Consider the following 19,147-nt stretch of genomic DNA (forward strand, 5'->3'; position numbering starts at 1 on the left):
ATCAATCCCCCACTATAAACTCGGAAAAGTCGGTTGCCACATGGCTATCCGCAAACCCAGACACGACCTCGGCCTCAAATTCTGCTTCCCGGCCTTGGTAGCGGGCCGAGATATGGGTGACGATCAACCGGCCCGCTCCCGCCTCGTTCGCGAGCCTTGCGGCTTCGACCGTCGTCGAGTGACCATACTGTCTCGCAAGTTTTGACTCCCCTTGCATAAACGTCGCCTCGTGGACAAGAACGTCGGCAGCTTGTGCGAGCACGAATGCATTCTCGCACGGAGTCGTATCCCCTAAGATGGCGACGATCGCTCCACGGACCGATTCTGTGACATATTCTTTAGACGCGTATGTTTTCCCTGCAAATTCAAACGTGTCTGCTTGTTTGATTGTCCGATAGACTGGACCGCTCGGAATACCGAGTGCTCTCACTTTGTCGACGAGGAGCGTCCCCGGACGCGCCGGTGCCTCGATGCGAAACCCGTAAGATGGAAAGCGATGCGCGAGCTTCCGCACCGTGACGAGGTGACCGTCTTGCTCGAACGTGTCCCCGTCCTCATATTCGACAATCGTCAGGTCATAGCCTAAATATGAACCGGTCAGTTTCAACGTCAGCTCGAGCCATTGCTTGATGCCACGCGGCCCGTACAGCGTGAGCGGATCCTTTCCGTCGAGGGCGGAACGCGTCGATAAGAAACCTGGCAACCCGAAGACATGGTCCCCGTGTAGATGCGTGATCCAAACAGCCGATACTTTTCGCGGTTTGATCGTGGTATGGAGAATCTGGTGCTGGGTCGCCTCCCCGCAATCGATCAGCCACGTCTGTTTAGGCAATGTAAGTGCGAGCCCGGAAACGTTCCGTTGTTTCGAAGGCATGCCTGAACCAGTTCCTAAAAAATGTAACTTCATAAATATATTTGTCCTTTCTGCTAGCCTAATCCATGCTATACTTGAGTCACTCGTTGAAAAGGATGTGATCCGTGATGAATAAAGTTGAACATTCCGATGCTTTGTATGAAGTGATTCGGGAACGAGCGACTTCAATGAATCGCAAACACCAACAAGATGCAGGCACCTCGATCCGAATTCACGACATAGCGACCGAACTTCACTGCTCAGACGAACTCGTCTTAGAATCGTTGGAGTTCGCCGCATAAACACACGAACACATAGGAAGAGCCGACTTAGCGTCGGCTCTTTTTTTAGTTTGTTTCCCGTGTTGCGACTTGCTCGACAATTTCAACAACGAGTTCAATTAACTTATACAGTTCGACGAGTGGCATGCGTTCGTTCGTCGTATGGATTTCTTCATACCCGACAGCAAGGTTAACCGTCGGAATGCCTCCACCGGCGATCACGTTCGCATCTGAGCCCCCGCCCGAATGAAGGATACGAATCGGACGTCCAATCGCTGTCGCCGCTGACTTCGCCACTTCGACGACCTCGTCGCCTTCTTCGAACTTGAAGCCCGGGTACATGATGTCAATCTCGACTTCAGCACGACCACCGTGCGTCTCAGCAACTTCGATATACGCTTGCTTCATCGCTTCAGCTTGCGCTTCCATCTTATCGTGGATAAGCGAACGGGCCTCGGCGAGCACTTCGACGTAATCACAGACGATATTCGTCGCGCGTCCGCCTTCGAAGCGTCCGATGTTAGCCGTCGTCTCTTCATCGATCCGGCCGAGCTTCATTTTTGCGATCGCTTTTGCTGCGATTTGAATCGCCGAGACGCCTTTTTCTGGGGCGACACCGGCGTGGGCCGTCTTCCCGTAAATTTTCGCGTTCACTTTTGCTTGGGTTGGAGCTGCCACGATAATATCGCCGACCGGTCCGTCCGAGTCGAGGGCGAAACCGAATTTCGCATCGATTTTCGAGAGGTCGAGCACTTTCGCACCGACGAGACCCGATTCTTCACCGACCGTGATGACGAACTGGATCTGACCGTGTGGAATTGCCTCCTCTTTCAAGACCCGAACGAGTTCGATCATCGCTGTAAGCCCCGTCTTGTCGTCGGCACCGAGAATCGTCGTCCCGTCTGTGACGATATAACCGTCTTTAATACTCGTTTTGATGCCTTTACCTGGTGTGACCGTATCCATGTGGGCCGTGAAGTAAATCGGGTCAACGCCCTGTTTCGTCGCAGCCAACGTGACGATAAGATTGTTTCCTGAATGCGCAGTTTTTGTCGATGCGTCGTCTTCGTAGACGTCACATCCGAGTTCTGTGAAGACCGACTTTAAATGCTCACAGATGACCGCTTCTTCTTTTGTCTCTGAATCGATGCTGACCAACTGTAAAAATGTGTCCAGCACACGTGTCTCGTTTACCATAAAAACATCCCTCCATCCAAACATTTCTTGGTTATTATAACAAACTCATGTCGTTTGCACGAACCTTTTCCATTCTGTACAATGAGGTCAAACACGTTTTGGAGGATCCTCATGAGAAAAAAACAACAAAAACGACAACGCATCATTCAAATCGGCGTCGTCGTCATCGTATCAATCTTCTTGCTTAGCACGTTTTTGTCGGGGATGGCCATGTTCCTGTAACAGGAGAATGTACCGTTCTTTCAAGATCAAGTAACTCTTCACATCTGACAAAATATTGAGCAGCGACGAGCGTACCTCAAATTCCTCACGCGATGTGGGGAGAGGTACGTTTTTTCGATAATGGTCGATGATTTCCTCGAGCTCGCGAAGAAACGCCGAGGCGTCAGCCTGCTCGTTGACGTTGTCGCCGACGCGGCGTAAAAATGTGGCGACGGGTTTCGCCTCATTGACGACCATCGTGATCTCCCGCGCATTATCAGCAATCCGCTTCAAAATGTCGTACTGGCGCTCGCGCATCCGGAAGTATAGATAGTCCATGTCTTCGTTGCGCTTCCCGATCGAGTTTCCCATCCGGCGGAGGGCCAAGTCTTTCCCGTTCTTTAAATAGTCACGCGTCTTCAACAGCATCATCGAATGGTTATTGTACACCCCGGTCTCGACACAGGCTGCGACGTCATAGAAGTGGACCGCGAGCGCCCGGTTGATACTCTCTTTAATGCGCTCGATGTCTTTATCGAGCGTCGGCATATACATGTTGACGACGAGTCCGACGCCAACCCCGATCGCGATCAACAGGAGTTCGTTCAAGAACAAGTCGAGTGAGAACCGTCCTTCGGTGTACAGATGGGTCAAGATGACGACACTCGTGATCATGCCGTCCTGCAGTTTGAGCTGTTGAACGAGCGGGATGAACATGACAAAATAAAGTGTAAGCGTCGCCGGCGAATAGCCGAGCAGCGTGAACATCAACGCGCCCATCCCGATGGCGAGCAAGCTTGCCATGACACGTTCATATGAGGCCCGAAATGACTTCTTGCGCGTCTCTTGGATACTGAGGATGGCGATGATGGCCGCGAAGACGTAATAATCGAGATGGATCGTCTCAGCGATGAGCATCGCGATCCCAGCCGCGACCGCCGTCTTTAACGTACGTGTACCAATTTTCATATCATTCCCTCCTCTCATACAAAATTGTTTACTAGTTTTCTCTGTTTGGCAATCCTCAAGTTTGGAAGTGATCCTATTGAAGAAAAAACAACGACGCCGGCTCTTGCCCGCCCTGCTCAGCTTAGCACTTGCCATCTTCGGCTTTCTTTGGTTACAAGAGCGAGGCAACGGGACGTACACCGTCGAGACGTTCGCAGATGGTGACGTCTCGTCCCGTCACTTCGAGTCGCTCGCTGAAGCCCGCACCTATATGGAACGCGGCGGCAATCGCGCCTTGCTTGGCCCGTCCGGCGAAGTCATCGACTTTACCGGCACCGGCATCGCCGTCACGCCGACTGACCGGGTCACGAACCTGTATAAAGATGCCGCGTTCAAGGAGCAGCAGTCGTACGTCGCCGGCGGCACCCGGCTTAGGCTCGTCGGAAAGGGTTCTGACCATTTGCGAGTCACCATCTCCGGTGCCGACGTGTACGTACCGCTGGCCGACATGACGCTATACCCGGACGCCGTCGTCGAGAAACGCGGCTATTACGAGATGCGGGACGGACAAGTGCTCCATACCGTTGAAGCGAACGGGAACTTGGCTGGGACGTTTTTGGTCGGACCCGCCCCGCAGGAAACGTCGGACCGGTTTTATACCGAAAACGTCCGGGACGTCTTCGATTCACCGTACCAATTCGCCTCGATTCAGTCCAAATCGCCGTACTCGGCCCGCGAACTCGATCAATTTCTCGCCACGCTCGGTGACAGTCCGCTCACCGGAAAAGGTGATGCCTTCAAGGACGCCGAAGCCGAGTTCGGTATTAACGCCCTGTTCTTACTCGCCGTCGCCGGTCACGAGTCGGGATACGGGACGTCCGCGATCGCCCGCGATAAAAATAATCTCTTCGGGTTCAAAGCGACAGATGACGACCCGAGCGGCAACGCCTCGACGTTCGCTTCAATCGAGGCGAGTGTCGATGCTGCGGCCCGCTTGTTCGCCGAGAAGTATGTGACCGGATCGTACGACCGCGGCCCGTTCCCCGGCAACAAGCAAGAAGGTGTCAACGTCTTCTACGCCTCGGACCCGTATTGGGGCGAGAAAGTCGCCGGGACGATGTATCGCATCGACCGCGAGCTCGGATTAAACTATTTGGAACAGCTCCAGTGACGGCCAAACGGCCGTCGCTTTTTTTTTGCAGGAATCCCTAGAGTCAAACCCGAATACTAAAAATGAACGACCATTCATTCAAAGGGGGAGATTCATTTGAAAACGATTTGGATTACCGGCGGTTCGTCCGGCATGGGGAAAGCGATGGCGCTAAAATTTAAAAGCGAAGGCTGGAACGTTGCCATCAGCGGCCGTAACGAAGAGCGCCTGCAAGAAACGATGGGTGAACTCGAGGCGATCGGTGCGGGACAAGCGTTACCCGTCCAACACGACGTCCGCGATTACGAGGCGTGCGCCCAAGCGCTCGATCAGATTGTCGAACGATTCGGTCCGGTGCATGCGCTCGTCAATAACGCCGCCGGCAATTTCGTCTGTCCGATGCTCGATTTGACACCGAACGGTTGGACGAGTGTCATCGACATCGTTTTGAACGGCACGTTCAACTGTACGCACGTCCTCGGAAAGCACTGGGAGCGCGAACAACTCCGTGACGGTTCGATCATCAACATGGTCGCGTCGTACGCGTGGCAGGCAGGTGCTGGTGTCGCACCAAGCGCCGCCGCTAAAGCAGGCGTACTGAACTTGACCCGGACGCTCGCCGTCGAATGGGGCTATCAGTTCGGGGCCCGCGTGAATGCGATCAGCCCGGGACCGATCGAACGGACTGGCGGGGCCGACAAACTCGCCGTCCACGTCAAAGAAGTCGAGCGCATCCGCCGCAACGTCCCGCTCGGCCGCTTCGGGACACCGGAAGAGATCGCTGACCTCGCTTTCTGGATGACGTCGGATGAGATGCGTTACTTGAACGGTGAATGCATCTCGCTCGACGGCGGGCATTGGCTCAATAAACATCCATTTTAACGCCAAACGGCCGAGGATCCCTCCTCGGCCGTTTTACATATCTTCGCCAACCCATTCCGCCTCGAACTGCTTCAAGAAAGACGTCATGAACGCGTGACGGTCGCGGGCGATCGCTTTCGCCCGGTCCGTATGCATCCCGTCTGCGAGCAAGAGCAGTTTGTCACTAAAATGCGCGATGGCGCTCGACGGGTCGTCCGGATCATAGAGCGGTGTGCCACGTGATCCGGCATACTGGAACGTCCTGGCGATGCCGATCGCACCGACCGCATCGAGCCGGTCTGCGTCTTGAATGATCGCACTCTCGAGCGTCGTCGGCAGTCTGCCTTGCGAGAACGACGTCTCCGCGATGACGGCGAGTATGTGATCCGTCTGGCTTGTACTGAGGGCGATCGTCTCGAGATGATGCCGGACGAGCCCTTTGGCTCGACCGAGTTTCGCGTCCTCGACGTCATGAAGCAGCGCCGCGAGTGTGACGACGAGCGGGTCGACCGCCATCCCTTCAGCGAGATGTTCGGCGAGCCGACGCACCCGTTCGAGATGACTCATGTCATGCCCGGTATGATCCCCGGTATGAAGCTTCGTCACGAAGCGTTCGGTCGCTTGAATCGCTTGACGCGCCATCAAATCTCGATCGTCGTGTTCGGTTCGATCAACAGACCGCGTTGATGTAACTGGTCACAGAAGGCACGTGCATCTTGTTTGATTGGTGGGAACGTATCGAAATGAATCGGGACGATTCGTTTCGCCTGCAGCCAATGGGCGGCATCGAGCGCGTCAACCGGCCCCATCGTGAAGTTGTCCCCAATCGGCAGGAAGGCGACGTCGATCTCGAACCGTTCACCGTACAGTTTCATGTCCGAGAACAATGCCGTATCACCCGCATGGTAAAGCGTCAGCGAGTTCGTCTCGATGATGAAGCCCCCCGGCATCCCCATATAGACCGGGACGTCGCCCATGTCAAGGCTCGAGCTGTGGAACGCCTGCGTCATCGTCACACGGCCGAACGGGAAGGAATACCCGCCCCCGATGTTCATGCCGTGGACCGAATAGCCTTTTTTCTCGTAATAGGTCGCGAGTTCATGTGTCGCGACGATCGTCGCGCCCGTTTCTTTCGCGATCAGTTCGACGTCCTCGATATGATCAAAATGCGCATGCGTCAACAAGATGTAGTCGGCTGTCAATGTCGCCGGGTCGACGTCTGTATGCGGGTTACTCGTCAAAAACGGATCGATCAAGACGCTCATTCCGTCGATATCGAGCTGGACTGTCGCATGGCCATAGTAAGTGATCTTCATTCGAATCCTCCCTTTCTGGTGTCAGATGGAACGTGTCATCACAAGACTTTTTCTAAGAACCGTTTGGCTCGGTCCGTCTGCGGGTTGAGGAGCAGGTCGGCCGGTTTGCCTTCCTCCATCAAGATGCCTTCATCAAGGAACAGGACACGGTCAGCCACTTCACGGGCAAAGCCCATCTCGTGCGTGACGACGACCATCGTCATCCCTGAATCGGCGAGTCCTTTCATGACGTCGAGCACTTCATTGACCATCTCCGGGTCGAGCGCCGACGTCGGCTCGTCAAACAGCATGACGTTCGGCTCCATGGCAAGCGCCCGGGCGATCGCGACACGTTGTTTTTGTCCGCCTGACAACTGACTCGGATAAGCATCGATCTTCTCCGATAATCCGACACGCTCGAGCAACGTCTTCGCTCGTTCGATCGCTTCAGCCTTGCTGACTTTCAACACGTTGATCGGTGCGTACGTCAAGTTGTCGAGCACGTTCATATGCGGAAACAAGTTGAACTGTTGGAACACCATCCCGATATTTTGCCGTGCCTTCGAGACGTTGGCCCCTTTTTTCGTCAACTCGTATCCGGCGACGCTGACCGTTCCGCTTGTCGGCACTTCGAGCATGTTCAAGCAACGTAAGAACGTCGACTTACCGGAACCCGACGGACCGATGACAGCGACGACTTCTCCTTTTTCAATCGAAGTCGTAATCCCTTTCAACACTTCAAGGTCACCGAACTGTTTGTATAAATCCTTTACTTGTATCATCTGCCATCACTCTTTCTTAACCGTTTTTCAAGACGTTGACCAAAGTATGTCAACACCATTACTATCGTAAAGTATATCACACCGGCGAACAGGAGCGGTTCGAAGTAGATCGCCTTCTGTCCTCCGACGATTTGGGCCCGGCGCATAATATCGAGGACGCCGACCGTCGAGACGAGTGCCGACTCTTTCGTGAGCGTGATCATCTCGTTGACGAGTGCAGGCAAGATGTTTTTAAACGCCTGCGGCAAGATGATCGAGCGCAGCTGTTTGACATAAGGGACACCGAGTGCGTCAGACGCTTCCCACTGGCCTTTGTCGACCGCTTGAATCCCGGCCCGAATGATCTCCGAGATGTACGCCGCCGAGTTGAGCGAGAAGGCGATGACGGCCGATTGATAAGGTGTCGTGATAAATCCCGTCAACTGCGGCAAGCCGAAGTGGATGATGGCGAGTTGCAAGATGAGCGGTGTTCCCCGGAACACGGCCGTGTAGGCGTGTCCGATGAAGTTGACGAGACGGTTCGGCACAATCTTGAACGTGGCCACGACGACACCGAACGTGATCCCGAACAGCGCCGAGACGAGCACGACTTGGAACATGACCGGGATCCCTTCAAGAATGTACGGCATAGAATCATAAATCCGACTAAAATCCATTATAAGTTCCTCCTAAAAAAGGCTGACTGATGTTTTCAGTCAGCCTTAATCCATAATTATTCAGCTGGTGCTGCCTCTTCTTCGAACCATTTTTGAGCTAACTTCTCGATTTCTCCTGATTCGATCAATTTGTTCAACTCTTCGTTGAACTGATCGCGGAGCTCATCGTCTTTACGGAAAGCCGCGGCCGAGCCGGCTTCTTCTTCGTCAACGATTTCAAACGTCGCTAGCTCGCTGTCTTGGTCGAGGTACTTCTTCGCGACCGTGTCTTCGATGACCATTGCGTCGATGCGGCCTGTCTTGATCTCTTGAATGATCTCAGGGATCTTGTTCAAGGCGACGATTTCCGCGCCGGGGATCTGGTCTTTGGCAATCCCTTCTTGGATCGAACCGAGCTGGACGCCGACTTGTTTCCCGTCTAGGTCTTCAAGCGTTTGAATCGCGTCGCCTTTTGATAGAATCAAGTTTTTCGCCGTGAAGTAAATATCTGTGAAGTCGGCGTTCTCTTTCCGCTCTTCAGTCGGCGTCATGCCCGCCATGACGAAATCGACGCGTCCGGCGTTCAAGGCCCCGAGCAAGCTACCGAAGTCCATATCTTCTATTTTCAATTCATAGCCCATGTTGTCGGCCACTTGTTTGGCGATGTCGATATCGAATCCGACGATCTCGTCACCGCTCGCCGTATCGACGAACTCATAAGGGAAGTAATCCGCGCTCGTCCCCATGACGAGGACTTTGTCGTCTTCCTCATTCGTCGACGATGACCCGCCTTCATTGACGTCGGCGCCACAGGCGACCGAAAATGCAGCCAGTGCTGCGATACATAATGCTAGAAAACTTTTTTTCATGTTCATTTTCCCCTTTTCAATAAGATGGAATTGTCAGAACTTTAACAAAATTATGACATATTTGTTTTTCTGTCTCAATAGTTCTTTCGCTCTTCATATGTCTGACTTGTCTTCAACCACTATATACACATAATTATTAATTGTAAAGTATATTCATGCATAAAAATCAAAAAAATTACGGTCACATCCGCTCGTAAGCGAAATACGTGACCGTACCGTTATCTGTCGACCCATAAGGTTGCACCCGTTTCACCGACGTGATCGGGATGGCGCTATATACGTGCGGATAGCGATCTCCGTCCTCATCTAGCTCGTAGTGGAGCAAGCTACCGAGGCGCCCAATATGGAACGAGACGAGCACGACCCGCTCCCCATGATAGTGGCGCCTCGCGACTTTGCTGATCTGTTGCGGGGTGCAGCAACGAACGTATCCTTCCGTTTGGAGCGATTCTTCGTTGATCTCACCTCGCGACAAGGCGATCGCATATTCCGCCTCGCTCATGATTTTAACGACTGGTTCCATTCGATCGATCCCTTCTTAAGGAAAAGCGCAAAGGCAAAGCCTTTGCGCCCACACATTGATTACGCGTAATAAATATCGAACAACGTCTGTAACTGTTCGACGAGCTCTTCAGCCGTCGACGACTCAATCGTGCTCCGTTCGACCATCGTGACGATGTTTCCGTCTTCGAGTAGCGCGATCGATGGTGACGACGGGGCGTACCCTTCGAAATACTCACGAGCCCGGTCCGTCGCTTCCCGGTCTTGTCCGGCGAAGACGGTGACGAACTGATCCGGTTTCGTGCCTTCCATCTTGTTCACATAGGCCGCGGCCGGACGAGCGATCCCACCGGCGCAACCACATACCGAGTTGACGAGCACGAGCGTCTTGCCTTCTTTTTTCAGTGCCGCATCGACTTCTTCCGGTGTCGTCAGTTCGGTGTATCCTGCTGCCCGTACCTCATTGCGTGCCTGTTCGACTACATCTTGAAAGTATAATTGAAAATCCATATTGTTTCCCCTTTCGACTTTCGTCTTATCTTTCTTATTTTACGTCTTGTGGATCGGTTAGGACAAGTCTATCGCTCAACTGACCTTCAAGGAACGGGTCCGCACCGAGTAACGACTTGAACGCTTTGTAGCGGACGCGCTGCTCTTCGGTCGCTTCGCGGTTCGTCAAATAGGCGCGAATCAAAATATTTTTTGGTGTATGTTCCATGTCGATAAATTCGAGCAACTGCGCTTCATAGCCGACGAGACCGAGCAGTTCGGCCCGGATCGAATCGGTGGCGAGCGCCGCGAACCGTTCCTTGACGAGGCCGTGTTGAAGCATGACGTCGAGGCTCGGCGCCTCGAGTTGCCGGTTCAGTTCTTTCTGGCAACACGGCACGCTCAAGATGACTTTCGCCCCCCAGCGGACCGCTCGCGCGAGCGCCATGTCGGTCGCGACGTCGCAGGCATGGAGCGTGACGACCATATCGACCGCCGACTCGCCTTCAAATTCATTGATGTCCCCAACGAGAAACTCGAGCCGCTCGTAGCCGAGGTCGCGGGCGATCCCGGCGCACTCCTCGATGACTTCCTTCTTCAAATCGAGCCCGGTGATGTGTACGTCATACCCTTTCATCTCATGCAAGAAATGGTACAAGGCGAACGTCAGATACGATTTGCCCGAACCGAAATCGAGAATCCGGACAGTCCGGTCGGTCGGGAGGTATTTGATCGAATCCTCGATGAACTCGAGGAACCGGTTGATTTGTTTAAACTTATCGTACTTCTGACGCTTCACTTTCCCATCTGCCGACTGGACGCCGAGGCGAATCAGGAACGGGACCGGCTCATCGACCGGCAACACGTACTGCTTTTCGCGGTTGTGCGTCAGTTTCACTTGCTTCACGTCCGTTGGCCGCTCTTTATACGTTACTTTAAACTTTTTCGAGAGTTGGAAATGGAGCTCGGTCGCTTTCAGCTGAAACTGTCCTTGCCGGAAGTTTTCGAGCAGCTGTCCAAGCTCTGCGATCGCTTCTTCCGTACGTAAATTTTTATGTTTCATGACGCGCTCAAATTGGTATTCAAACTGTATGTGGTACTCATCTTTCAACAATACCGGCTTCAGTTTCACCCGGCGTAAATCGCTCGATTTTTGACGTGGTTGACTGATTGTCGCCGTCACGAGCTCCCCATCTTCGATCAGACCGTTGAGCCGTTCCATCAAATCTGTATATTCCACTTGATTCATCCTTTTTTTAAGTAGTTGCGAAACTTTTTAAACGTGCATCCGTACATACTATTACACGAACACGTGCAAACGTCAAAGGAGGATCACCATATGTTTAAAAAGTTACTTTCATCGATTGGAATCGGGGCTGCGACTGTCGATACGCGCCTGGCGGAGAACAGTTGCGTTCCCGGCGGTACGCTCGACGGGGTCGTCCACATCAAAGGCGGCAACGTCGAACAATCGGTCGACCGTATCTACATTTTCTTCAATACGCTCTACAAGCACGAGGTCAATGACAAGACGACCTATTCGACGTTCACGATCGAAAAAATCCTGTTGAACGAGGCACCATTCATGATCGGACCGGACGAAGTGAAAGAGATCCCGTTCACGATCGAAGTGCCGTTCAACACACCGATCTCCGTCAGCCAGTCGAAGACATGGATCGAGACCGGCCTCGATATCGCCCAAGCGGTCGACCCGAAAGACGAGGACTCGATTCTCGTCAAACCGAACCGCGAGCAGCAAGTCATCCTCGACGTGCTCGACGATATCGGTTTCCGGCTAAAAAAAGCCGACACCGAGATGCTGCCGGCCAGACATCGCTCGGGACGACTCCCAATCGCTCAAGAGCTCGAGTATTCGCCGAACGGCACAAGTTTCGGACGTCGGCTCGACGAACTCGAGGTCATCTTGCTGCAAGACGAGACGAGCCTCGACTTGTTGATCCAAGTCGACAAGAGCGTCCATAGTTTAGGCAGTCTATTCGCCGACTTAACCGGGACCGATGAGTCGACACATCGGCTCAGTTACTCACAGGCCGACTTATCTTCGCCCGAACGTATTCGCCGCGACATCGAGTCATTGATTGAACGGTCAATTTAACGAAAGGAGCCACGGACATGCGTCCGTGGCTCCTTTTTGGATCAATAAAGTGTGTACGTGTTCGGGTCGATTGATTCGAGCGACTGTTTAATCGCCTGTAAAAACTGTCCGGCGACGAGACCGTCGAGGACGCGGTGATCGACCGACATGCACAAGTTGACCATGTCGCGTGCCGCGAACATACCGTTCACCCAGACGGGACGTTTCACGATCGATTCGACCGAGAGAATCGCCGCTTGCGGGTAGTTCAAGATCGGGGCCGATTGGATCGATCCGAAAGCGCCCGTATTGTTGATCGTGAACGTGCCGCCACGCATCTCGTCGGCTTTCAAGCGGTTTGCGCGGGCACGGCCGGCGACGTCTTGAAGCGCGACGGCGAGCCCTTTGATGTTCTTCTCGTCCGCATGCTTGATGACCGGGACGTAGAGCGCATCGTTCGCCGCGACGGCGACCGATAGATGGATATCTTTATGGACTTTGATATGGTCCCCGGCCCACTCCGAATTCATCATCGGATGTTTCTTCAGACCCTCGACCGCCGCCTTCATGAAGAACGGCATAAACGTCAACTTGACGCCTTCCCGTTCGAAGAACTCATCTTTCAATTTGGCGCGCGCCTCGACGAGGTTCGTCACGTCGACTTCGATCATGAGCCACGCGTGCGGTGCCTCGTGCTTCGAGCGGACCATGTTGCTCGCGATCGCTTGACGGACACCCGCCGTCGGGATCATCTCAATACGGTCTGACGATTCACTCGGTGTCGAAGCGGTCATTGGCGCGACGACAGGCTTCGTGACGGTTTCTGGCACATCGAGCTTCACTTGCGTCGCCGGTTCCGGTTGACGCGGACGACCTTCCGATAAGTAACGAAGGACGTCTTTGCGCGTGATCCGGCCACCGAGTCCTGAGCCGTCGAGTTGATCCAAATCGATATCATTCTCACTCGCGAGACGGATGACGGCCGGTGAGAAACGCCCGTTCGCGCTTCTATTACGCGGCGGCGCGGAAACTGGAACGGTCGCGACGACCGCAGCCTGTTCCGGCTGCTTCGTGTCTTCAGTTGTCAATTCGGCGGGCTCATCGGTAGCGCTTGCGACTTCCATCGTCAAGACCGGCGTGCCGACGCTAACGGTATCGCCTTCACCAATCAACAGCTCTTTAATGATCCCAGCACTCGTCGCCGGGATCTCGGCCGTCACTTTATCGGTCATGACTTCAGCGAGTGGTTCATACTCTTCGACCCGGTCGCCCGGCTTGACGAGGAATGTCGTGATCGTCCCTTCGGTCACACTTTCCCCGAGTTGTGGCATCTTGATCGTCTGTTCCATAAGACCCCTCCTTAAAACGCAGCGAGCTGACGGGCCCGCTCCGCAATTTTTTCAGGGGATACGATGAAATACTTCTCCATCGGTGGCGCGTATGGCATCGCCGGCACGTCCGGCCCTGCCAAGCGTTCGATCGGCGCATCGAGTTCAAACAGCGCTTTCTCGGCGATGATGGCTGCAACTTCCCCGATGATGCTGCCTTCTTTGTTGTCTTCGGTCACGAGCAGGACTTTACCCGTCTTCTTGACGGCTTCGACGATCGCGTCTTGATCGAGCGGATAGACCGTGCGTAAATCCAAAATATGCGTGCTGATCCCTTCCGCCTCGAGCGTCTTCGCGGCTTCTTGGGCCATATGGACACAGAGGCCGTACGTGATGATCGTCACGTCGTCGCCTTCGCGTTTGACGGCGGCCTTGCCGATCTCGACCGTATAGTCGTCAGTCGGTAAGTCCGCCTTTAACAAGCGGTACGCCCGTTTATGCTCAAAGAAGAGGACAGGATCGTTCGAACGGATCGCCGCCTTGAGCAGTCCTTTGGCGTCGACCGGGTCGGACGGGACGACGACTTTCAAACCAGGCGTCGAGTTGAACATGCCCTCGACCGACTGTGAATGATAGAGCGCGCCATGGATCCCGCCTCCGAACGGCGCCCGGATGACCATCGGGCACGTCCAGTCATTGTTCGAGCGATAACGGATTTTCGCCGCCTCGGACACGATTTGGTTGACGGCCGGCATGATGAAGTCGGCGAACTGCATCTCGGCGATCGGCCGCATCCCATACATGGCCGCACCGATCCCAACGCCTGCGATCGCACTTTCAGCGAGCGGAGCATCGATGACACGGTCCTCACCATACTTTTCAATCAAGCCTTGCGTCGCCCGGAAGACACCACCGCGGACGCCGACGTCCTCACCGAGCACGAACACGTTCTCATCGCGTTCCATCTCTTCATGGATTGCTTCGTTGATCGCTTCAATAAACGTTTTCATCAGTTATCCCCCTCGTACACGTGGTCCATCGTCGATTCCGGTGACGCGTAAGGCGCCTTGTCGGCGTACGTCGTCGCTTCGTTCACTTCGACGTCGACTTTCGTCTCGATGTCTGTGAGTTCGGCCTCGGTTGCGACGCCATCTTCGAGCAATCGCTTCCGGAACAATTGAATCCCGTCGCGGTTTTTCAGTTCGGCGAGTTCTTCTGACGAGCGGTACGCCTTGTCATCGTCATCTGACGAGTGCGGCACGAGCCGTTCGACTTCCGCCTCGATCAACGTCGGACCTTCTCCGCGGAGTGCGCGGGCGCGCGCCTCTTTCACGGCGACGTAGACGGCGATCGGGTCTGTCCCGTCGACCGTCACTCCTGGCATACCGTATCCTTTCGCCCGGTCCGAGACGCGCTCGCAGGCGAGTTGCTTCGACAGCGGTACCGAGATCGCGTACTTGTTGTTCTCACAGAACAAAATGACCGGAAGTTTATGCACGCCGGCAAAGTTTGCCCCTTCGTGGAAGTCCCCTTGGTTCGACGAGCCTTCACCGAACGATACGAACGTGACGAGCTCATCTTTTTTCAGTTTGGCCGCGAGCGCGACACCGACCGCGTGCGGCACTTGCGTCGTCACCGGAGACGACCCCGTCACGATGCGAAGTTGTTTCGAGCCGAAGTGACCTGGCATTTGCCGGCCGCCCGAGTTCGGGTCTTCCGCTTTGGCGAACGCCGACAACATCAAGTCACGCGCCGTCTGACCGAAATGCAAGACGACGGCGACGTCCCGGTAGTATGGAAGGATGTAGTCGGTCCCTTTCTCGAGGGCGAACGCCGCCCCGACTTGGGCCGCTTCTTGTCCTTGACACGAGACGACGAACGGGATTTTCCCGGCCCGGTTCAATTTCCACATCCGTTCATCGATTTTACGGGCCCGGACCATCGTCTCAAACATCGCGGTGAGGTCTTGTTTCGACAAGCCGAGCTCTTCATATGAATTCACAGTCATTTGTTCCATTTCCTGTTTCCTCCTTAGGCGTGAATCGGTAACCCGTCCACGGCGAGCGCCGCTTCTTGGAATGCTTCGCTCAGTGCCGGGTGCGGGTGGACGAGCTGACCCATCTCCCAAGCCGTCGCGTTCAAGACGAGGGCGAGCCCGCCTTCCGTGATCAGTTCTGTCGCTTTCGGTCCGACGATGTGCACTCCGAGCAGGTCGTCAGTGTCCGAATCTGAGATCAGCTTGACGAATCCGTCGGCTTGTCCTTCGATCCGGGCTTTTCCGAGACCGTTGAAACGGTACGTCCCCGTCTTGACAACGTGTCCCGCTACTTTTGCCGCCTCTTCGGTCAATCCGACCGATGCGACTTCGGGTACACCGTACACACAGCGCGGGATGACGTTGTAGTCGAGCGGTGTCGGTTCTTGACCGAGAATCGCTTCGACCGCTTTGACACCTTCAGCTGACGCGACGTGGGCGAGCTGGAGTTTACCGATGCAGTCACCGATCGCAAAGATGTGACGTTCTTTCGTCCGATATTGCGAGTCGACTTGGATGACGCCGTTCTCGACGATGATCGACGTGTTCTGCAGCCCGAGGTCTTCCGTATTCGCGATCCGACCGATCGAGACGAGCACACAGTCGACCGTAAGTTGTTCGTCACCGACCGCGAGCGCGACATCGTCCGCTGACACGGTCGTCCGTTCCGGGTCGACCGTCACATTTTTCTTCACACGCACGCCGCGCTTCTTGAGCAGTCGCTCGACTTCTCGCGAGACGGCCTTGTCTTCGAGCGGTAACAGACGTTCGCCGACCTCGATCAGCGTCACGTCGACATCGAGGTCGATCAGCATCGACGCCCATTCGACGCCGATGACGCCGCCTCCGATGATGGCGATGGACGTCGGCAACTGCTCGAACCGGAGCAAGTCGTCTGAATTGAGGATGCGCTCATGATCGAACGGCAACCCTGGGAGCTCCCGGGGGATCGATCCCGTCGCGATGATCAACTGGTTCGGCAACAACAGCTCCGACTCGCCGGTTTCATCCTCGACCGCGACCGTTCCCGGTTGGGGCGAGAAGATGCTCGGTCCCAAGATCGAGGCTTTGCCGCGGAACACTTCGATTTTCCCTTGCTTCATCAAGTGCTCGATGCCTTTCTCAAGGCCGGAGACGAGCTCTCGTTTGAACGTTTGTGCCCGTCCCATGTTGAACGTGACCGTCCCGACTTCTACGCCATACGTTTCGCCATGTTTCGCCGTTTGATAGACGTGCGCTGCCTTCAAGAGCGCTTTTGTCGGGATGCAGCCTTTATGTAGACATGTCCCGCCTAGTTTTTCCGCCTCGACGATCGCGACGTGCTTACCGGCCTGCGCCGCTTTGATCGCGGCGACGTAACCACCAGGTCCGCCGCCGATGACGATGACATCAAATTCTCGTGCCATGTGTATCCCCCTCATATGCTTTTACAGCTTCTTCCTGCCGGATGATCCGAAGGGCCCCTTCCGTGAGCGCCTTCAATTCATCCTCACCCGGATAGACGTGGACGGGTGCCAAGTAGCCGACCCGGTCTTTGATCTTCCCGGTCAGCCAATCCGAGTAGGCGATCCCGCCCGTCAAGATGATGGCATCGACGTTCCCGGACAGCGTGGCCCCGTGCTTGGAGATCTCTTGGGCGACTCGGTACGCCATCGTCTCATAGAGAAGTGCGGCCTTATCGTCACCTGCCGTCATCCGGTCTTCGATTTCGATGGCGTCGACCGTTCCGAGGTGCGCATACAGTCCACCACAACCGACGATTTTCTGTTTCATATCGTTTTTATTATACCTGGTACTATAACATAGTTCTACTACCTGTCCAACAGGAATCGAGCCGGCTCGTTCCGGTGCGAGCGGACCGTCCCCGTCGAGTCCATTGTTCACATCGATGACGTTCCCGGACGCGTGCGCCCCGACCGTGATGCCGCCCCCGAGATGCGCGATAATCAAGTTGAGCTCATTGTAATCGCTTCCATTTTCTGCGGCAAAGCGCTTGCCCACGGCTTTTTGATTCAAGGCGTGGAAGATGCTCCGTCGATTGATTTCTGGCATGCCCGTCGCTCGAGCGAGGTCATGCATCTCGTCGACGACTACCGGGTCGACGATAAAATTCGGTACTTGAAATAATTCACCGAGCTTATGGGCGATCAAGCCGCCCAAGTTGGATGCGTGCACGCCGTAGCGCCCGCTCGTGAGATCTTCGCGCATGAGTTCATTGACAACATATGTCCCCGAAGTCATTGGGGCGAGCAGTCCGCCGCGACCGACGATCGCCGACAACGATTCGCCGGCGATGCCTGATTCAATTAACAAGTCCCGTACTTCTCGCTCCCGGTGAGGCAATTGTTCCGGGAGTGACAATCCTGTGACATCTTCTCCGTGGCGGACCGTTTTCGACAAAATTTCGTCTGAGCCCTCAAATAAACCGACTTTCGTTGACGTCGATCCCGGGTTGATCGCTAGAACGAGTTGTCTCGTCATGTTAGCGCCCACCTAACAGGCTCTTTTCGACTTTCAAGAACTGGCTGCGCGAACGCGACATCATCTCGATGCGCTCTTCGGCCATCTTCTCTGCCGCGACGTGAGTCGGCACCCCGTCCCGTTCAGCGATTTCGAACACACGCTGCATGTTGTCATAAATCAAGTCGACTTTCTTCATGGCCCGCTCGCGGTTGTACCCTTCGAGCTCATCGGCCACGTTGATGACACCGCCGGCATTGATGACGAAGTCTGGTGCGTACAAGATGCCTCGCTCCTCTAACACGTCGCCGTGACGGTCTTCAGCGAGTTGGTTGTTGGCCGCACCGGCCACGATTTGAGCTTTCAGTTGCGGGATCGTCGCATCGTTGATGACCGCACCGAGCGCACATGGCGCGAAGATGTCACACTCGACCGCATAAATCTCATCCGGTTTGACGACTGTCGCCCCAAAGTCCGTCTCGGCACGTTTGAGTGCGTCTTCGTTAATGTCCGTGACGATCAGATGCGCGCCTTCCTCATGCAAGTGGCGGCACAAATTATAGGCGACGTTCCCGACACCTTGGACGGCGACCGTCTTGCCGGCGAGCGAGTCGGAACCGAACTTCCACTTCGCGGCCGCCTTCATGCCGCGATAGACACCGTACGCAGTAACAGGAGACGGGTTGCCGCTCGAGCCGAACGCTGGGCTGACGCCCGTCACGTAGTCGGTCTCCATATGGATGAAGTCCATATCGGCGACGGTCGTGTTGACGTCTTCAGCCGTGATGTAGCGGCCGCTGAGCGACTGGACGTAGCGGCCAAAGGCACGGAACAATGCTTCCGATTTGTCCGTCTTCGCGTTCCCGATAATGACGGCTTTCCCGCCGCCGAGGTTGAGTCCCGCCGCCGCATTCTTGTACGTCATCCCTTTGGCGAGACGTAGCACGTCTGTAAGCGCCTCTTCTTCTGATGTATAATTCCACATCCGCAGTCCGCCGAGGGCTGGTCCGAGCGTCGTATCATGAATCGCGATGATCGCTTTCAAGCCTGATGCTTGATCTTGGCAAAATACGATCTGCTCATAGTCTTCAGCCTGCAATACGTCAAAAATTCGAAAGCGTGGTTCCATGTTTGTTTCCATCATTTTTTATTCCTCCTGAGTCATCA

At 54.9% G+C, this 19,147-nt stretch carries 21 protein-coding genes; 4 read left to right on the plus strand and 17 right to left on the minus strand.

Annotation, left to right across the window (positions count from 1 at the left end; translation table 11 throughout):
• Position 1: 1 nt before the first annotated feature.
• Entirely contained in the window at positions 2-907 is a 906-nt protein-coding gene (rnz, locus tag EVJ20_RS04660) for a ribonuclease Z (RefSeq protein ID WP_131458475.1), read from the minus strand.
• 74 nt (positions 908-981) lie between these two features.
• Here rnz and EVJ20_RS15205 point away from each other — a divergent pair, with 74 nt between their 5' ends.
• Complete coding sequence (locus EVJ20_RS15205; RefSeq protein WP_167615642.1) at positions 982-1,155, plus strand: hypothetical protein; 174 nt, start codon at positions 982-984, stop codon at positions 1,153-1,155.
• A gap of 45 nt (positions 1,156-1,200) precedes the next feature.
• On the opposite strand, the gene EVJ20_RS04665 is transcribed toward EVJ20_RS15205, so the two are convergent.
• Both EVJ20_RS04665 and EVJ20_RS04670 read right to left on the minus strand, forming a co-directional pair.
• The gene (locus EVJ20_RS04665) at positions 1,201-2,331 is read right to left on the minus strand and encodes a M20/M25/M40 family metallo-hydrolase (protein WP_131463704.1); all 1,131 of its coding nucleotides are present in this window, start codon (positions 2,329-2,331) and stop codon (positions 1,201-1,203) included.
• A 171-nt stretch (positions 2,332-2,502) separates the two neighbouring features.
• Entirely contained in the window at positions 2,503-3,501 is a 999-nt protein-coding gene (locus tag EVJ20_RS04670) for an aromatic acid exporter family protein (RefSeq protein ID WP_131490366.1), read from the minus strand.
• Positions 3,502-3,568: 67 nt separating this feature from the next.
• On the opposite strand from EVJ20_RS04670, the gene EVJ20_RS04675 reads away from it, so the two are divergent.
• Both EVJ20_RS04675 and fadH read left to right on the plus strand, forming a co-directional pair.
• Positions 3,569-4,651, plus strand: coding sequence for an N-acetylglucosaminidase (locus tag EVJ20_RS04675; RefSeq protein ID WP_236633717.1), 1,083 nt, complete (start codon positions 3,569-3,571; stop codon positions 4,649-4,651).
• 90 nt (positions 4,652-4,741) lie between these two features.
• Entirely contained in the window at positions 4,742-5,512 is a 771-nt protein-coding gene (fadH, locus tag EVJ20_RS04680; RefSeq protein WP_201738976.1) for a 2,4-dienoyl-CoA reductase, read from the plus strand.
• A 33-nt stretch (positions 5,513-5,545) separates the two neighbouring features.
• On the opposite strand, the gene EVJ20_RS04685 is transcribed toward fadH, so the two are convergent.
• From EVJ20_RS04685 to EVJ20_RS04720, 8 genes are all read right to left on the minus strand, one after another.
• Positions 5,546-6,133, minus strand: a complete 588-nt coding sequence (locus EVJ20_RS04685) for an HD domain-containing protein (protein WP_131507427.1) — start codon at positions 6,131-6,133, stop codon at positions 5,546-5,548.
• Entirely contained in the window at positions 6,133-6,807 is a 675-nt protein-coding gene (locus EVJ20_RS04690) for a metal-dependent hydrolase (protein ID WP_131463710.1), read from the minus strand. Before EVJ20_RS04690 ends, EVJ20_RS04685 begins: the two co-directional genes overlap by 1 nt.
• 38 nt (positions 6,808-6,845) lie before the next feature.
• A complete protein-coding gene (locus tag EVJ20_RS04695; protein WP_070327076.1) occupies positions 6,846-7,568 on the minus strand; it encodes an amino acid ABC transporter ATP-binding protein in 723 nt (240 codons plus the stop codon).
• Positions 7,565-8,224, minus strand: coding sequence for an amino acid ABC transporter permease (locus tag EVJ20_RS04700; RefSeq protein WP_201738347.1), 660 nt, complete (start codon positions 8,222-8,224; stop codon positions 7,565-7,567). Before EVJ20_RS04700 ends, EVJ20_RS04695 begins: the two co-directional genes overlap by 4 nt.
• A 56-nt stretch (positions 8,225-8,280) precedes the next feature.
• Positions 8,281-9,072, minus strand: a complete 792-nt coding sequence (locus EVJ20_RS04705; RefSeq protein WP_131463712.1) for a transporter substrate-binding domain-containing protein — start codon at positions 9,070-9,072, stop codon at positions 8,281-8,283.
• Positions 9,073-9,253: 181 nt separating this feature from the next.
• Positions 9,254-9,595, minus strand: a complete 342-nt coding sequence (locus EVJ20_RS04710; protein ID WP_071397702.1) for a DUF952 domain-containing protein — start codon at positions 9,593-9,595, stop codon at positions 9,254-9,256.
• A 59-nt stretch (positions 9,596-9,654) separates the two neighbouring features.
• The gene (locus tag EVJ20_RS04715) at positions 9,655-10,083 is read right to left on the minus strand and encodes a BrxA/BrxB family bacilliredoxin (RefSeq protein WP_070327072.1); all 429 of its coding nucleotides are present in this window, start codon (positions 10,081-10,083) and stop codon (positions 9,655-9,657) included.
• Positions 10,084-10,117: 34 nt separating this feature from the next.
• A complete protein-coding gene (locus tag EVJ20_RS04720) occupies positions 10,118-11,302 on the minus strand; it encodes a class I SAM-dependent methyltransferase (RefSeq protein WP_070327071.1) in 1,185 nt (394 codons plus the stop codon).
• Between the two features lie 99 nt (positions 11,303-11,401).
• Between EVJ20_RS04720 and EVJ20_RS04725 the strand changes: the two genes are divergently transcribed.
• Complete coding sequence (locus EVJ20_RS04725; protein WP_070327070.1) at positions 11,402-12,178, plus strand: sporulation protein; 777 nt, start codon at positions 11,402-11,404, stop codon at positions 12,176-12,178.
• Positions 12,179-12,219: 41 nt separating this feature from the next.
• On the opposite strand, the gene EVJ20_RS04730 is transcribed toward EVJ20_RS04725, so the two are convergent.
• Genes EVJ20_RS04730 through EVJ20_RS04755 form a run of 6 tightly spaced genes read right to left on the minus strand, consistent with a single transcriptional unit; the run spans position 12,220 to position 19,124 of the window.
• Positions 12,220-13,506 (minus strand): dihydrolipoamide acetyltransferase family protein, encoded by a 1,287-nt coding sequence (locus EVJ20_RS04730; protein WP_131507187.1) that lies wholly within the window; start codon positions 13,504-13,506, stop codon positions 12,220-12,222.
• 11 nt (positions 13,507-13,517) lie between these two features.
• Positions 13,518-14,495 carry an alpha-ketoacid dehydrogenase subunit beta gene (locus EVJ20_RS04735; protein WP_131507189.1) on the minus strand — a complete coding sequence of 326 codons (978 nt, stop codon included), beginning with the start codon at positions 14,493-14,495 and terminating at the stop codon, positions 13,518-13,520.
• Positions 14,495-15,493: a thiamine pyrophosphate-dependent dehydrogenase E1 component subunit alpha gene (locus EVJ20_RS04740; RefSeq protein WP_131507428.1), complete on the minus strand. Its 999-nt coding sequence runs from the start codon at positions 15,491-15,493 to the stop codon at positions 14,495-14,497. Before EVJ20_RS04740 ends, EVJ20_RS04735 begins: the two co-directional genes overlap by 1 nt.
• A gap of 23 nt (positions 15,494-15,516) precedes the next feature.
• Complete coding sequence (gene lpdA, locus EVJ20_RS04745; protein ID WP_131490369.1) at positions 15,517-16,926, minus strand: dihydrolipoyl dehydrogenase; 1,410 nt, start codon at positions 16,924-16,926, stop codon at positions 15,517-15,519.
• Entirely contained in the window at positions 16,910-18,001 is a 1,092-nt protein-coding gene (gene buk / locus EVJ20_RS04750; RefSeq protein WP_131507191.1) for a butyrate kinase, read from the minus strand. The genes lpdA and buk overlap by 17 nt, the downstream gene beginning before the upstream one ends.
• 1 nt (position 18,002) lies before the next feature.
• Positions 18,003-19,124 carry a Glu/Leu/Phe/Val family dehydrogenase gene (locus EVJ20_RS04755; protein WP_131463720.1) on the minus strand — a complete coding sequence of 374 codons (1,122 nt, stop codon included), beginning with the start codon at positions 19,122-19,124 and terminating at the stop codon, positions 18,003-18,005.
• Between the last annotated feature and the right edge of the window lie 23 nt (positions 19,125-19,147).

This window comes from Exiguobacterium sp. SH0S1, assembly GCF_004337165.1.
GTDB lineage: Bacteria > Bacillota > Bacilli > Exiguobacteriales > Exiguobacteriaceae > Exiguobacterium > Exiguobacterium aurantiacum_A.